Genomic DNA, 13,552 nt, shown 5'->3' with positions numbered 1-13,552 from the left:
TTTAAAGGCAAATAAGATAAAATTAAACTAAAAATAATCAAGGAAAAATTATGAATATGCCTTTTAGTGATGAGGAATTAATAGAGCCTGTAAAAGCAAGCTTGGCTAAAACTATGCATATTTTAGAAAATGATGGTGGTGGGCTTGATTTTTTAGGGGTTAAAAATGGTGTAGTTTATGTGAAGCTAACCGGAGCTTGTCATGGCTGCCCAGCTAGTGGGACGACTTTGAAATATGGCTTGGAAAAACAACTTAAAATCGATATACATCCAGATATTACTATAGTAAATTTAGCAGGCGGGGAAAGCGAATTTGCAAAATTATAAAAAAATAGCCATAGAATGCTTTTATAAAAAAGATTTTAAAAACGCTAAGATGTATTTTTCTCTTGCTTATGAAAAGCGTAAAAATAAAAGACTTTTAACTTTTATTAATATTTGTGATTTGGCGTTAAAAAGTCCTGAAGAAGCTTTTGTGTTTTTTGAGTTTTTTATGCAAAATTATAAAAATACTAAAGTAGATAAAGACTTAGAAAAACTCATTAATCTTAGTCAAAGTGTGCAATTTGAGGAAGATAGTGAGGATTTTGAGGGCTTGAGTTATCAAGATTTTTTACTTAGTGAAGCAAAAGTTGGGTTTAAACAAGCTTTAGAAAATGTTATAATATCAAATAAACTTATCATTAATGATAAAGAAGATTTTGTGGATTTTTTAGAAAAGCTTTTAGAGCATGGTTATAAAGATATGCTTGTAGCTTATATGGAAGATGTTTCGGTGCATTTTTATTCTAATTATAGATTTATCAAGCTTAGTGAGAAAATCAAGGAATTAAATTATGATAGTAAAGATTGAAAATACTTTCATTTGTGATAATTCTAATGAATGCGAAAAAGATTGTTTTTTCTTAAAAACTACTCAAAATGAAAAATTTCTTCATCAAGCTTTAGAAAAACAAGCAAAAATTATAAATATAACTGAGTGTAAGAAACTTTTAAATATAGATGAAAATATAAAAATCATAGGCATTACAGGCACAAATGGCAAGACAACTACTGCAGGGGCTATTTATTCTATCTTGCTTGATTTGGGTTATAAATGTGCCTTGATGGGAACTAGGGGTAGTTTTATAAATGATAAAAATATCATTCCAAAAGGCTTAACTACTGCTCCTATTTTGCAAACTTTAGAGCTTTTATCTTTAGCAAGTAAGGAAAAATGTGAATTTTTAATTATGGAAGTAAGCTCACATGCTTTGGTGCAAAACCGCATTGAAGGGCTTGAGTTTAAGGCTAAAATTTTTACTAATATTACTCAAGATCATTTAGATTTTCATGGAAACTTTCAAAACTACCAAGCGGCAAAAGAAAGTTTTTTTACCGATGAGTGTATGAAATTTATCAATAAAGATGCAAAAGCTATAAATTTTAATGTCAAAGGTGCTTTTACTTATGGAGTGGAAAATCCAAGTTATTATCATATCAAAGCTTATGCTTTAAAAAATGGCATTGAAGCTGTGGTAAATTTTGGAAAAGAAACCTTTATGATTGACTCTTCTTTGGTGGGGCTTTTTAATCTTTATAATCTTTTGGCTGCAAGTGCTTGTGTGAATGAACTTGTAAAGCCAAATTTAAAAGAGCTTGAAAAGGCCATTAGTAATTTTGGTGGCATTGAAGGTAGAATGCAAGTAGTTGCAAAAGATGTGATTGTAGATTTTGCTCATACGCCTGATGGCATAGAAAAGGTTTTAGATGCTTTAAAATATCGTGATTTGATCGTGGTTTTTGGAGCAGGAGGAGATAGAGATAAAATTAAGCGTCCATTAATGGCTAAAATCGCCAAACATTATGCCAAAAAACTCATCATCACAAGTGATAATCCACGCTCAGAAGAGCCTATGGATATCATTAATGATATTTTAAGTGGTATAGAAAAAGATGAGGGCGTTTTTATAGAATGTGATAGAAAAGAAGCGATAAAAAAAGCATTAGAGTTTAAAACGAAAAATGATTTTGTCGTGATTTTGGGTAAGGGTGATGAAACTTATCAAGAGATCAAGGGTGTAAAATATCCTTTTAATGATAAAGAAGTAGTATTAGAGATATTAAAAGAAGGAAAATAAATGTTTGAAAATATGGATTTTTCTAAAATGGGCGAACTTTTAACTAAGGCTCAAGAAAAAGCAAATGAATTAGAGCAAGAAGCTTTAAAAAAAGAATTTAGTGCAAAAAGTGGCGGTGGTTTAGTAAAAGTTAGTGCTAATGGAAAAGGTGAAATCATCGATATAAATATTGATGATTCTTTGCTTGAAGATAAAGAGTCTATGCAAATTTTATTAATCGCAGCGATTAATGATGTGATGAAAATGGTAGAACAAAATAAAAAATCAATGGCTAGTAATTTATTTAGCGGAATGGGAATGCTATGAGAATTTTACTTTGTATTTTAGGCATAACTTGTGTGCTTTTTGCTGTGCCAAGACCGACTTTTAATGATTTTTTGGGTTGTTATGAAAAAAACAAAGCTAGTATGTTAATTTATGAGGGCTTGCCTGCTTTTGCTTTAAATGAAAATACTTTAGCAGTAGTTAAAACCAAAAATGCGAAATTAAACAGCTATACTAAGTATGATCCTTTTTTAAATTTATATTTAGTAAAAACAGATTTTAGTTTAATCCCTGCTCCTATGGGAAATGAAGAGGAATTAACACGCAATAGCTGGGTGGGAATTTTAGATAGCAATAAAAGCTATATAGGGCATTTGAAGTATTTTGGACAAAGTTTAACAGAACGTGATCAGCTTGATTTTACTTCTAAAATCGGAGAACTTAATTCGCCATGTTGTAAAATGCTTGGTATAAGCTTAGAAGATGGTAAGCTTATAGGCAATCGTTATTTAAAACACTTTGCAAAATATCCTGATGTTTATTGGGGTGATATAGGTGTGGATTTTGATATGCGTGATGGTAAAATTTATGTAAAAAATGTGCGTAAAAATGGACAATTTTTACTTAATGATGAGCTTGTGAGTGTAGATGGGCAAGTTTATGATGATATAAGAAAATTAAATGAGAAAATTTTATTTGCTGATCGTGGTGCAACTTTGTATTTTAATATGCTAAGAGATAATAAAGATGTAAATATTTCTACAACAGTTTTTGATAAAGATTTAGGCGTATTTGCTAAACCTAAAAAAGTAGTACAAGCTAAGCCAACTTCTTTTTATAGTAATCTAGGATTGCGCGTAGATATGAAAATGAATGTTACAGAAGTAACTCCAAATTCTAAAGCACAAATGGCTGGATTTATGAAAGGGGATAAAATTTTAAGAATTAATAATCAAAAAATCAACAATTTTAATGAGCTTCAAACCATATTAACTCAAGCTAATACTTTTGATGTTTTAGTTTCAAGACAAGCAAGTAATATCCCTTCGGCGAAAAATAATGATTTTGAGCATTTTAATAAAGGATACTTTGACTTTTTTATAAGGCTAAATAAGTGATTTTAGAAAAATTCAAACAACATTTAGAGCAAAATTTTCCTAAAACTCAAAGCTTTCATCCATTTTTTAATGAGGCTTTAAAATGGATGTTAGAAGCTGGTGGGAAGCATTTTAGAGCCCAACTTCTTTTAGGGATAGTGAATGCTAAAAATCCTGCTTTGTTTGAAAAGGCTTTAAATGCGGCTTTGGCTTTGGAATTTATCCATACTTATTCTTTAATACATGATGATTTACCTGCTATGGATAATGCTTCTTTGCGTAGAGGAAAACAAACTTTACACAAAAAATACGATGAAACCACCGCTATTTTAGTGGGCGATGCTTTAAATACTCAAGCTTTTTTACTACTTTCAAGACTTGATTTAAAAGAAAATGTCAGATTAAAACTTATAGAAACTCTAGCCTTTAATGCAGGGCTTAATGGTATGATTATTGGGCAGGCTATTGATTGTTATTTTGAAGATATACCTTTAAATTTAGAACAAGTTGAGTTTTTACACATTCATAAAACTGCAAGATTAATCGCAGCGGCTTTAAAAATGGGTTGTGAAATTTGTGAGTTAGATGAAAAAGAATGTGAGCAAATTTATGAAATAGGGCTTTTGATAGGATTAGTTTTTCAAATCAAAGATGATATTATCGATGCGACTTTAGATACTCAAGAAGCAGGAAAGCCAACTCATAATGACTTGCATAAAAATTCTTTTGTAAAACTTTTGGGTTTAGAAGGTGCTAAAAAGGCAAAAGATGATAAAATTGCACTATGTGAAGAAAAAATGAAAAATTTAGACTCTAAGCTTGCTAATGAGCTTCAAATTTTGATTGATAAATATTTAAAAGGTTAAACAATGTTACAAAAACAAGCCAACACTATAAGATTTTTATGTGCGGATATGATACAAAAAGCAAATTCGGGCCATCCAGGCGCACCTATGGGTTTAGCAGATATTATGAGTGTTTTAAGTACCCATTTAGTGCATAATCCAAAAGATCCTACATGGTTAAACCGCGATAGATTAGTCTTTTCAGGCGGTCATGCTAGTGCTTTGCTTTATAGCTTTTTACATTTGAGTGGTTATGATGTAAGTTTAGAGGATTTAAAAAATTTCCGTCAATTACACTCTAAAACTCCAGGTCATCCTGAAATTTTCACTCCAGGCGTTGAAATTGCTACAGGACCTTTAGGACAAGGTATTGCAAATGCGGTTGGTTTTGCTATGGCAGCTAAAAAAGCAAGTTTACTTTTGGGTGAAGATATTATCAATCATAAAGTATATTGTTTATGCGGTGATGGGGATTTACAAGAAGGAATTTCTTATGAAGCTTGTTCTTTAGCAGGACTTCATAAACTTGATAATTTAATCATCATTTATGATAGCAATAACATTTCAATCGAAGGTGATGTGGCTATTGCCTTTAATGAAAATGTAAAAGAGCGTTTTAGAGCGCAAAATTTTGAAGTGCTTGAGATAGATGGGCATGATTTTGAGCAAATTGATTTAGCATTAAAAACGGCTAAAGAAAGTAAAAAGCCTTGTTTAATCATCGCTCATACTACCATAGCTAAAGGGGCTTTAGAGCTTGAAGGAAGTCATCATTCTCACGGAGCGCCTTTGGGTGAAGAGCTTATTAAAAAAGCAAAAGAAGCTTTAGGTTTTGATCCGCAAAAAACTTTTGAAATTCCAGAAGAAGTTAAAATTCGCTTTAGTACCGCAATAGAACTTGGGGATTTAGCACAAGCTAAGTGGAATCAAAAAGTGCAAAATTTAAATGCAGAAAAGCAAGCTTTATTAAAAGAGCTTTTAGAACCTGATTTTTCAAAAATACAATTTCCTGATTTTAAAGGAAAAGATTTGGCTACTAGAGATAGCAATGGTATGATTTTAAATGCTATCGCTAAAGCTTTACCGGGATTTTTAGGTGGTAGTGCAGATTTAGGTCCTTCAAATAAAACTGAACTTAAAGATATGGGCGATTTCCCAAATGGAAAAAATATCCACTATGGCATAAGAGAGCATGCAATGGCTGCTATATCAAATGCTTTTGCTAGATATGGTTTGTTTTTGCCTTATTGTGCTACCTTTTTTATATTTAGCGAGTATTTAAAACCTGCTGCAAGAATAGCAGCTTTGATGAGGGCTAAACACTTTTTCATCTTTACTCATGATAGCATAGGGGTTGGTGAAGATGGCCCAACACATCAACCTATAGAGCAACTTAGCACTTTTAGAGCTATGCCAAATTCATTAACATTTAGAGTTGCTGATGGAGTTGAAAATGTAAAAGCATGGCAGATTGCACTTAAAACTAATATGCCAAGTGTTTTTGTTTTATCACGCCAAAAATTAAATGCTTTAAGTGAGTCTGTTTTTGGAGATGTGGAAAATGGGGCTTATTTGTTAGAAGAAAACGCAAATGCACAATTTACACTTTTAGCAAGCGGTAGTGAAGTATCATTGTGTTTAAAAGTAGCTAAGAATTTAAAAGAAAAAGGTGTGATTGCTAATGTGGCTTCTATGCCTTGTTATGAATTATTTATCGCTCAAGAAAAATCTTATAAAGAAAGAATTTTACAAGGTAAAGTTATAGGTGTGGAAGCTGCAAATTCAAATGAACTTTATAGAATTTGTGATGAGCTTTATGGCATAGAAAGTTTTGGTGAGAGTGGTAAAGATAAAGATGTATTTGAGCATTTTGGATTTAGTGAGGAAAAATTAAGCTCATATGTTTTAAGTTTATGTAATGAAAAATAAAATCATCAAAGACATTAAAAATCAAGAATGCATTTTTAGCGTCTTTGGTATATGGGATAAAACTAACGTAGGAAAATTAGAAAAATTAGATTTTCCTACTCAAAAAAATATTATTTTTGATTTTGCAAATTTAGATTTTATAGACACTGCTGGGATTAGGTATTTTCTAGCTTTAGAAAATGAACTTAAGCAAAAAGGTTTTGAGCTTAGTAGGATAAATCTTAAAAGCGAGCATACTAAGCTTTTTGAACTTTGTCAAAAACACTATAAAAGCTTTTATAATTCTCATGAAGATAAAAAAACAATCAAAGAATTTTTTGAAAATTTAGGAAAAAAGGTTGTTGAATCTTTTGCGCTTTTAGTGCAGTTTTTAAATTTCATAGGGCTTATCATTTATACTTGTTTTAAAACATTTTTAAATCCTAAAAAACTTCGCTTTAAGGCATTTTTATATCATGTAGAAAATAGTGCTATTAATGCTTTGCCTATTATTATGCTAACTTCATTACTTGTGGGTGTGGTGCTTGCTTATCAAGCTGCGTATCAACTTGCACAATTTGGAGCTAATATTTATATTGTCGATTTAATGGGAATTTCTGCTACTAGAGAGCTTGCGCCATTAATTAGTGCCATTGTTATAGCTGGTAGGAGTGCAAGTTCTTATACAGCCCAAATTGGAGTAATGAAACTTACTGATGAAATCGATGCGATGAAAACTATGGGTTTTAAAGAGAGTGAGTTTATCATTTTACCTAGAGTTTTAGCCTTAGCGCTTGCTATGCCTTTAGTGGTAATAGTAGCTGATATTTTAAGCATTATAGGTGGAATTGTAGTTGCTTGGTTTAGTTTAGAAATTAGCATGAGTGAGTTTATGAGTCGTTTCAAGGAAGCAGTGGAGCTAAAACATATTATCATAGGGCTTATAAAGGCACCTATTTTTGGATTTTTGATTGCTTCTATTGCTTGTTTTAGGGGATTTTTTGTACAAAAAACCACTGAAAGCATAGGTGTTTATACGACAAAAAGTGTGGTAAATGCTATTTTTTGGGTGATAGCTTTTGATGCGATTTTCTCTGTATTTTTAACAAAGGCTGGATTTTGATTATAAAGGCTAAAAATATCAGCACTTATTTTGGAAGTAAATGTGTACATGAAGATATTAGTTTTGAAGTGCAAGATAATGAAATTTTTGGCATTTTAGGTGGCAGTGGCAGTGGTAAATCTGTGCTTTTAAGACAAATGTTAATGCTTGAGCATTTTGATAAGGGTGAGTATGAAATTTTAGGCAAGAGATTAAAAAATATAAGCGATGAAGATGCTTTGTTTTTGCAAAAACAATGGGGTGTTGTTTTTCAATATGGAGCATTATTTAGCTTTTTTAATATACTTGAAAACATTAGCATACCTTTGGTTGAATACACAAAACTTAGCAAAAACGACATTAAAGAAATAGCTATGATGAAGCTTAAGATGGTAGGACTTGATGAGAGTGTGGCTAAACTTTATCCAAGTGAATTAAGCGGGGGTATGAAAAAAAGAGTGGCCATAGCTAGAGCTTTGGCGCTTGATTCTAAATTGCTTTTTTTAGATGAGCCAACTTCAGGGCTTGATCCTTATAGCTCGAGAGAATTTGATGAATTGCTTTTGAGTTTAAAACAAAGTTTTAAATTATGTGTAGTTTTAATTACTCACGATAAAGAAAGTATGAAAAATGTATTAAATCGCTTTTTGATTATAGAGAATAAAAAAGTTGGTTTTTTGGGAAATGTTGAGGCTTTACAAGAGCAAAATCCAAGACTTTATGAGAGGTTTATGCAATAATGGAAAATAAAGCAAATTATATTTTGATCGGAATTTTTGTTTGTGTGTTATTTTTTATCAGCTTATTTTTTATCGTTTGGTATGGGAATTTAAAAGATGAAAAATCTTTTAATTATTATGAAATTTATATGGAAGAATCAGTTGCAGGGCTTAGCGTCAAAGCTCCGGTTAAATTTTTAGGAGTGGATGTTGGTAGTGTTGAAAATATCAGCATAGATAGCTCGAGCAAGCAACTAAGAGTGAAAATTTTAGTTAAGCTTGATTCTAGTTTAGTTGTTAAAACAGATACTTATGCAAGCTTACAAATTCAAGGTATAACAGGGTTTAAATTCATTCAGCTTGCAGGGGGTAGTGAGGAAGCTAGTGTTTTAAAAGCAGATGATGATGTTTATCCTATCATAAAATCAAAAGAAAGTTTTTTTACGAGTATAGACAAGCAAGCAAATAATCTTTTAGAGCTTATTAATGTTTCAAAGCTTAAACTAGAAAATCTTTTAAGTGATAAAAATTTAAAAAATATCGAGCAAATTTTACAAAATTCATCAGAATTATCCGCACATTTAAATGCTAATGCGCCAGCATTTTTAGAAAATTTAAATAAAACAAGTTCTAAACTTGGTAAAAGTGCAGATGAATTTTCAAATTTTTTAAACAATGCTAATAGCCAACTTAACGAGCTTAATAAAAGCAGAATGCTTTTAAATGAAAATTTAGATATTTTAAGAGTTTTATTTTTAGATTTTACGCAATTATTAAAAAATTTAAAACAAAATCCTTCCGATGTAATTTATAAAGATAAAGCCATTCAATATGCTCCAGGAGAATAAAATGAAATTTTTATATATTAGTTTAGTAGCTATTTTTTTTAGTGCTTGTTCTTTGATTAGTCCAAGTCAAACTTTGCCTGCAAATAAATATTTTAGTATTAATTTAGAAAAGCTAGAGCAAAGTCAAAATAAAATGAAAAATGCAACTATTATAGTTTCTTTACCTAAGGGCTTAGCTTATACTAATGAAATTTTTTATAAAAAAGATCATGTTGTTAATGCTTATGCTTATCATTTTTGGAAAGAAAATCCTGCTTTGATGATTAAAACTTTTTTGGAATTTCATTTGCAAGATTTGGGGGTGTTTAAAGCAGTTTTAAATCAAGATAGTCTAGCTAGTGCTGATTATGTTTTAGAAAGTAAAGTAGATATTTTAGAGCAAGATTTTAGCGATGAGGTGTATTCTAAAATAAAATTAGGCATTAATTTAAATTTAGTGCAAATAAACACTAAAAAACTTATAGCAAGTAAGTATTTTTACTACGAAAAAGAATTAAATGATAACAATCCTCAAATTTTAATCCAAAATTACGATGAGGTTTTTTTGCTTTTTGCTAAAGATTTTAGAGTTTGGGTAGATCAAAATTTGGAATAAAAAATGCTTTTCTTGTTGTAGCAATAACAAGGAAGGTGTATTATGAGAGATGAATTAGAAATCTTACAAAAACATTTAGGACAAGTAGGTTCAAGTATAGATGGTGCGAATTTAAAACACCAAACACAAAAATTTAGTGAAGATATTACCGATGCAAACGATTTTGTTGGTGCTTTGCAAATTTTAGATTCTTCGTTGAAAAAAATTTCAAAACTTTTAGAAGATAAAAATTATGAAGATGTGCAAGATAAAGTATTAATCGCAAGTGAGAGTTTGAAAATAGTAGATAATTGCTCATTTTTAGGCAATGCTTTATTTGATAATAATTATAATGTAAATGTAGGTTCAAAGGCTTTTGCTTTTGAAATTTACAACCCTTTAAAAATTTTAGAAACTAGTGATTATGAAGGTATGAAAGCTTATATAATAGATAAAAGAGAAGAAATAGCTTCTATGCTTAGCGAGCTTGCAGTGGCTATTGCTACTTATAGTCCTAGTCAAAGTTTTGGCGGATCAAGCCACGATTTTATGAATGATTTTGATTTTACTAAGCTTTTTAAATAATACTAAAGGCTAAAAAGCCTTTAGTATGTGTTTTATTTAATTACCCCACAAGCCATTCTAGCGCCACCGCCACCAAGCGCTGCAGGATGATCGCTATGATTGTCTCCTCCAAAATGTATCATTAAAGAGTGATTTTTAAGCTCATTAAGAGTTTTGATTTTTGGTGCTAATACAGGATTAGTTGCTTTACCGTCTTTTTCTACATAAAGTGGTGGTAAATCACCTCTATGGCCTTTATCATCCCATGGACTTGAATGTGCGTCAGTTTTTTCAGGATCCCAGTGACCACCTGCTTTCATACCTAAACCTTTATCAGTTGCTCCGCAATCAGCGTTTGCATGAACATGAAAACCATGAATTCCACTTTCTAAACCTTGAAGATTTGGGTAAAATGCCACTCCATAAGGAGTTTGTACCGCTACTACTTCACCTGCATTTTTGTTGGCATTTTTATCAAGAATTTCCATTTTGATAACTAGATGATCTTTTTGTGCTTTTGGATCAAAATTTTCTAAATTTGCTCCAATTAAAAAACTTGATGCTAGTAAAGAACCTAGAATGATTTTTTTCATTTTCTCTCCTTTTGTTAAAAATTACTTTATTGTAGCATATATTTTTAATGAAAAATTATTCTTTATTATTTTTTATAAAATATAATAATCAAAAAACTTATAAAAAGGTCAAAATGTTAGTTTTTCCAAAAGACTTTGGTAGAGTTAGTTTCAATGTGTTAGAAAATTCTTTATTTTCTTTGTGTTATTATCAAAAAAATTCTTCAAATGATAAAAATCAAGAAGTTGTATTTAAAGACTATGCTTTGGTTTTTATATTAGAGGGTTCTAAAAGTATTTATACTATTGATAATCATTTTAGTGCAAGGGAAAATGAGCTTGTTTTTTTTACCAAAAATTCCTTTTCTATTAGAGATTATTTAAATAGTGAAAATACTTATAAGTCTATTATTTTATGCTTTAAAGAGTGTATTTTGATAGAGCTTGTTTTTAAATATCAAGATTTAATTTCTAAATTAAACTCTTTAGAGTATTCTAAAAGTTTATTTAGTTTAAAATCAGATTTTGTAACTAAGAGTATTTTTCAATCATTTTTACCTTATATAAACAGTTCTAAAAATAACGAATATTTGCTTAAGTTAAAATTTGAAGAATTATTTTTATCTTTACTGTATAGTGAAGACAATGCAGAATTTTTAACCTTTTTAAAAGCAATTTTAAGTGGTTTTAAATTAGATCTTTATCAGATGTTTGCGTATTGTAAAAACGATTTTGAAAATGTGGCTTCTATGGCTAAATTTAGTAAAATGGATATGGCAAGCTTTAGTCGTAATTTTAAACAAAGTTTCGGGATAAGTCCTAAAGAATGGCTTGATAATAAGCGTTTTGAAAAGGCTAAATTTTTACTAGAATTTTCCACTAAGAATATCACTCAAATTTGCCATGAGCTTGGATTTAATTCCCCTGCTTGGTTTATAGCAAGATATAAAAAAAGATATGGCATTACACCAAAACAAGAGCAAAAATCAAAAAACTTATATTTTTTGTCTTAAAAGTGATAGATTTTAATTTTAAATTATATTAAAATTTACTAATAATAATTAAGAAAGGTAACAGTATGAAAAAAAGTATTTTAGCTTTAGCTTTATTTGCATTTTGTAGTGCAAATGCTTTAGAGGTGCAAGAATTTAAAGGTTTTGCACATCCTGAAAGTGTATATGTAGATGAAAGTGCGGTTTATGTGTCTAATGTAGGAAAAGAATTGACTCCACTAAATAAAGATAATGATGGTTTTATTTCAAAGTTAGACAAAGATGGAAAAGTTGTAGAACTAGAATTTATCAAAAACCTTAATGCTCCAAAGGGTATGTCTAAAATAGCTGATGTTTTGTATGTTGTAGATATTGATGTTTTATATGGTTTTGATGTAAAAAGTAAAAAAGAAATTTTCAAGCTCCCTATAAAAAATGCAGTATTTTTAAATGATATAGCAGTTTTGGATAATAATACATTGTTAGTGAGTGATACAGGTACAGGATATATTCATAAAGTATTTTTAAAAGAGAAAAAATACGAAAATTTCATCCATTTAGATTTAAAATATGGTGGCCCAAATGGATTGTTGATAGAAAAAAATACTTTATTTGTAGCAGGTTATGATCCAAGTGATAAAGCAGGTGGAAAAATCATTAGTATTGATTTAAACACAAAGAAAATTCAAGAATTAAGTAACAAAATAGAACAGTTTGATGGTGTAGTGTTTGATAAAGATAAAAATCTTTTAGTGTCAAGCTGGGGTAAAAATCTTCAAGGGTATATTTATACTTTAAAAGACAACAAAGAGATAAAGCTAGATCTAAACCCTATAAAAGGTCCTGCAGACATGTTTTTTGATGGTGAGTATTTATGGGTACCAAAAATGGCAGAGAATGCCTTGATTAAAGTAAAATTATAAAAACTTTTAAGCCAAAAGGCTTAAAAGTCAAATAATTCTCCAAGCCAACTTTCTTTTTTCTTGTATTTATAGCCATTATTGTGATGATAGTTTGCTTGTTGGCTGTAATTTTGTTGATGAGATGGTTGTGGCGTGCTTTGAGAAGAACTTCTTTCTATGATTTTATCAAGTTCACCACGATCAAGCCAAACGCCACGACATTTTGGACAATAATCAACCTCAACTCCATTTCTTTCACTCATTAATAAAGCTGTATTTGCACAAACTGGGCAATTCATATTTATCCTTTATAAAAAAATTCATTAAAGTATATAGATTTAAAGTAAATTATGAGTTTAAATCCCAATCAATAGGACTTTTACTAAGCTTTAATAAAATTTCATTACTTTTTGAAAAATGCTTGCACCCTAAAAAAGCATTCCTTGCTAGAGGTGAAGGATGTGCCGCCTCTAAGATGAAGTGTTTTTGGGTATTGATTAAAACTTTTTTGTTTTTAGCATAATTTCCCCAAAGTAAAAATACCAAACCCTCTTTTTCGTTGCTAAGTTTTGATATAACAGCATCGGTAAATTTTTGCCAGCCAAAATGTGCGTGCGAAGCAGGTTTACTTGCTTCTACACTTAAAATAGAATTTAAAAGTAAAATTCCTTGTTTGGCCCATTTGCTTAAATCACCATGCTTTGCTATGGGGATATTTAAATCATCTTGCAATTCTTTATAGATATTAAGCAAAGATGGGGGAATTTTAACACCCATTGGCACGCTAAAGCTTAAGCCCATAGCTTGATTTGGGTTATGATAAGGGTCTTGTCCTAAAAGTATGATTTTTAAATCTTGTAAAGGAGCTAGATTAAATGCATTAAAGATTAAATTTGCTGGTGGATATATGATTTTTCCTTTGTTTAGGGCATTGATATAATGAGTTTTTATCTCTAAAAAATAAGGTTTTAAAAACTCATCTTTTAAAAATTCTTTCCAAGTTTGTTCCATTTTTATTTTTTCTAAACAAATATCCATTTTTATCC

17 protein-coding genes are annotated in these 13,552 nt (G+C 30.1%); 14 read left to right on the top strand and 3 right to left on the bottom strand.

Annotated features, from left to right (window positions below):
* Positions 1–56 precede the first annotated feature (56 nt).
* From L8W55_RS00945 to L8W55_RS00890, 12 genes are read left to right on the top strand one after another with little or no spacing between them, the layout of a single operon-like run.
* Positions 57–326 (top strand): iron-sulfur cluster biogenesis protein NfuA, encoded by a 270-nt coding sequence (locus tag L8W55_RS00945; protein ID WP_039619526.1) that lies wholly within the window; start codon positions 57–59, stop codon positions 324–326.
* Entirely contained in the window at positions 313–852 is a 540-nt protein-coding gene (locus L8W55_RS00940) for a histidine kinase (protein ID WP_263659160.1), read from the top strand. Before L8W55_RS00945 ends, L8W55_RS00940 begins: the two co-directional genes overlap by 14 nt.
* A complete protein-coding gene (locus L8W55_RS00935; protein ID WP_263676914.1) occupies positions 836–2,119 on the top strand; it encodes a UDP-N-acetylmuramoyl-L-alanyl-D-glutamate--2,6-diaminopimelate ligase in 1,284 nt (427 codons plus the stop codon). The genes L8W55_RS00940 and L8W55_RS00935 overlap by 17 nt, the downstream gene beginning before the upstream one ends.
* On the top strand, positions 2,120–2,425 hold the full coding sequence (locus L8W55_RS00930; protein WP_039667857.1) for a YbaB/EbfC family nucleoid-associated protein: 306 nt from the start codon (positions 2,120–2,122) through the stop codon (positions 2,423–2,425).
* The gene (locus L8W55_RS00925; RefSeq protein ID WP_263676913.1) at positions 2,422–3,501 is read left to right on the top strand and encodes a PDZ domain-containing protein; all 1,080 of its coding nucleotides are present in this window, start codon (positions 2,422–2,424) and stop codon (positions 3,499–3,501) included. The genes L8W55_RS00930 and L8W55_RS00925 overlap by 4 nt, the downstream gene beginning before the upstream one ends.
* The gene (locus L8W55_RS00920; RefSeq protein WP_263676994.1) at positions 3,501–4,346 is read left to right on the top strand and encodes a polyprenyl synthetase family protein; all 846 of its coding nucleotides are present in this window, start codon (positions 3,501–3,503) and stop codon (positions 4,344–4,346) included. The genes L8W55_RS00925 and L8W55_RS00920 overlap by 1 nt, the downstream gene beginning before the upstream one ends.
* 3 nt (positions 4,347–4,349) lie before the next feature.
* Positions 4,350–6,254 (top strand): transketolase, encoded by a 1,905-nt coding sequence (tkt, locus tag L8W55_RS00915; protein ID WP_263676912.1) that lies wholly within the window; start codon positions 4,350–4,352, stop codon positions 6,252–6,254.
* 1 nt (position 6,255) lies between these two features.
* The gene (locus L8W55_RS00910) at positions 6,256–7,356 is read left to right on the top strand and encodes an MlaE family lipid ABC transporter permease subunit (RefSeq protein ID WP_412175258.1); all 1,101 of its coding nucleotides are present in this window, start codon (positions 6,256–6,258) and stop codon (positions 7,354–7,356) included.
* Positions 7,353–8,075 (top strand): ABC transporter ATP-binding protein, encoded by a 723-nt coding sequence (locus tag L8W55_RS00905; RefSeq protein ID WP_263676909.1) that lies wholly within the window; start codon positions 7,353–7,355, stop codon positions 8,073–8,075. Before L8W55_RS00910 ends, L8W55_RS00905 begins: the two co-directional genes overlap by 4 nt.
* On the top strand, positions 8,075–8,902 hold the full coding sequence (locus L8W55_RS00900) for an MlaD family protein (RefSeq protein ID WP_263676908.1): 828 nt from the start codon (positions 8,075–8,077) through the stop codon (positions 8,900–8,902). The genes L8W55_RS00905 and L8W55_RS00900 overlap by 1 nt, the downstream gene beginning before the upstream one ends.
* Before the next feature lies 1 nt (position 8,903).
* Positions 8,904–9,497, top strand: a complete 594-nt coding sequence (locus tag L8W55_RS00895; RefSeq protein WP_263676907.1) for a hypothetical protein — start codon at positions 8,904–8,906, stop codon at positions 9,495–9,497.
* A 42-nt stretch (positions 9,498–9,539) separates the two neighbouring features.
* Positions 9,540–10,061 (top strand): flagellar FLiS export co-chaperone, encoded by a 522-nt coding sequence (locus tag L8W55_RS00890; protein WP_263676905.1) that lies wholly within the window; start codon positions 9,540–9,542, stop codon positions 10,059–10,061.
* 32 nt (positions 10,062–10,093) lie between these two features.
* Here the strand turns inward: L8W55_RS00890 and L8W55_RS00885 are convergent, their stop codons facing one another.
* Entirely contained in the window at positions 10,094–10,633 is a 540-nt protein-coding gene (locus L8W55_RS00885; protein ID WP_263675564.1) for a superoxide dismutase family protein, read from the bottom strand.
* Between the two features lie 113 nt (positions 10,634–10,746).
* On the opposite strand from L8W55_RS00885, the gene L8W55_RS00880 reads away from it, so the two are divergent.
* Both L8W55_RS00880 and L8W55_RS00875 read left to right on the top strand, forming a co-directional pair.
* On the top strand, positions 10,747–11,625 hold the full coding sequence (locus L8W55_RS00880; RefSeq protein ID WP_263676904.1) for a helix-turn-helix domain-containing protein: 879 nt from the start codon (positions 10,747–10,749) through the stop codon (positions 11,623–11,625).
* A gap of 65 nt (positions 11,626–11,690) precedes the next feature.
* Positions 11,691–12,527, top strand: coding sequence for an ATP-binding protein (locus tag L8W55_RS00875; RefSeq protein WP_263676902.1), 837 nt, complete (start codon positions 11,691–11,693; stop codon positions 12,525–12,527).
* A gap of 20 nt (positions 12,528–12,547) precedes the next feature.
* On the opposite strand, the gene L8W55_RS00870 is transcribed toward L8W55_RS00875, so the two are convergent.
* Together L8W55_RS00870 and ung are read right to left on the bottom strand one after the other, a co-directional pair.
* Positions 12,548–12,805 carry a zf-TFIIB domain-containing protein gene (locus L8W55_RS00870; protein ID WP_263676900.1) on the bottom strand — a complete coding sequence of 86 codons (258 nt, stop codon included), beginning with the start codon at positions 12,803–12,805 and terminating at the stop codon, positions 12,548–12,550.
* Positions 12,806–12,854: 49 nt separating this feature from the next.
* Positions 12,855–13,544, bottom strand: a complete 690-nt coding sequence (ung, locus tag L8W55_RS00865; RefSeq protein WP_263676898.1) for a uracil-DNA glycosylase — start codon at positions 13,542–13,544, stop codon at positions 12,855–12,857.
* Positions 13,545–13,552 lie beyond the last annotated feature (8 nt).

This window comes from Campylobacter sp. FU_520 (genome assembly GCF_025772385.1).
GTDB lineage: Bacteria > Campylobacterota > Campylobacteria > Campylobacterales > Campylobacteraceae > Campylobacter_D > Campylobacter_D lari_C.
Note: the sequence above shows the minus strand (reverse complement) of the source record. Positions and strands in the feature narration are given on the sequence as shown.

What these genes read in the sequence shown, in the direction of transcription:
- L8W55_RS00900 (WP_263676908.1), top strand. Translation starts at nt 8,075, where the DNA reads ATGGAAAATAAAGCAAATTATATTTTGATCGGAATTTTTGTTTGTGTG.
- L8W55_RS00945 (WP_039619526.1), top strand. Translation starts at nt 57, where the DNA reads ATGCCTTTTAGTGATGAGGAATTAATAGAGCCTGTAAAAGCAAGCTTG.
- tkt (WP_263676912.1), top strand. Translation starts at nt 4,350, where the DNA reads ATGTTACAAAAACAAGCCAACACTATAAGATTTTTATGTGCGGATATG.
- L8W55_RS00880 (WP_263676904.1), top strand. Translation starts at nt 10,747, where the DNA reads ATGTTAGTTTTTCCAAAAGACTTTGGTAGAGTTAGTTTCAATGTGTTA.
- L8W55_RS00890 (WP_263676905.1), top strand. Translation starts at nt 9,540, where the DNA reads ATGAGAGATGAATTAGAAATCTTACAAAAACATTTAGGACAAGTAGGT.
- L8W55_RS00875 (WP_263676902.1), top strand. Translation starts at nt 11,691, where the DNA reads ATGAAAAAAAGTATTTTAGCTTTAGCTTTATTTGCATTTTGTAGTGCA.
- L8W55_RS00885 (WP_263675564.1), bottom strand. Translation starts at nt 10,633, where the DNA reads ATGAAAAAAATCATTCTAGGTTCTTTACTAGCATCAAGTTTTTTAATT.
- ung (WP_263676898.1), bottom strand. Translation starts at nt 13,544, where the DNA reads ATGGATATTTGTTTAGAAAAAATAAAAATGGAACAAACTTGGAAAGAA.
- L8W55_RS00935 (WP_263676914.1), top strand. Translation starts at nt 836, where the DNA reads ATGATAGTAAAGATTGAAAATACTTTCATTTGTGATAATTCTAATGAA.
- L8W55_RS00930 (WP_039667857.1), top strand. Translation starts at nt 2,120, where the DNA reads ATGTTTGAAAATATGGATTTTTCTAAAATGGGCGAACTTTTAACTAAG.
- L8W55_RS00925 (WP_263676913.1), top strand. Translation starts at nt 2,422, where the DNA reads ATGAGAATTTTACTTTGTATTTTAGGCATAACTTGTGTGCTTTTTGCT.
- L8W55_RS00895 (WP_263676907.1), top strand. Translation starts at nt 8,904, where the DNA reads ATGAAATTTTTATATATTAGTTTAGTAGCTATTTTTTTTAGTGCTTGT.
- L8W55_RS00870 (WP_263676900.1), bottom strand. Translation starts at nt 12,805, where the DNA reads ATGAATTGCCCAGTTTGTGCAAATACAGCTTTATTAATGAGTGAAAGA.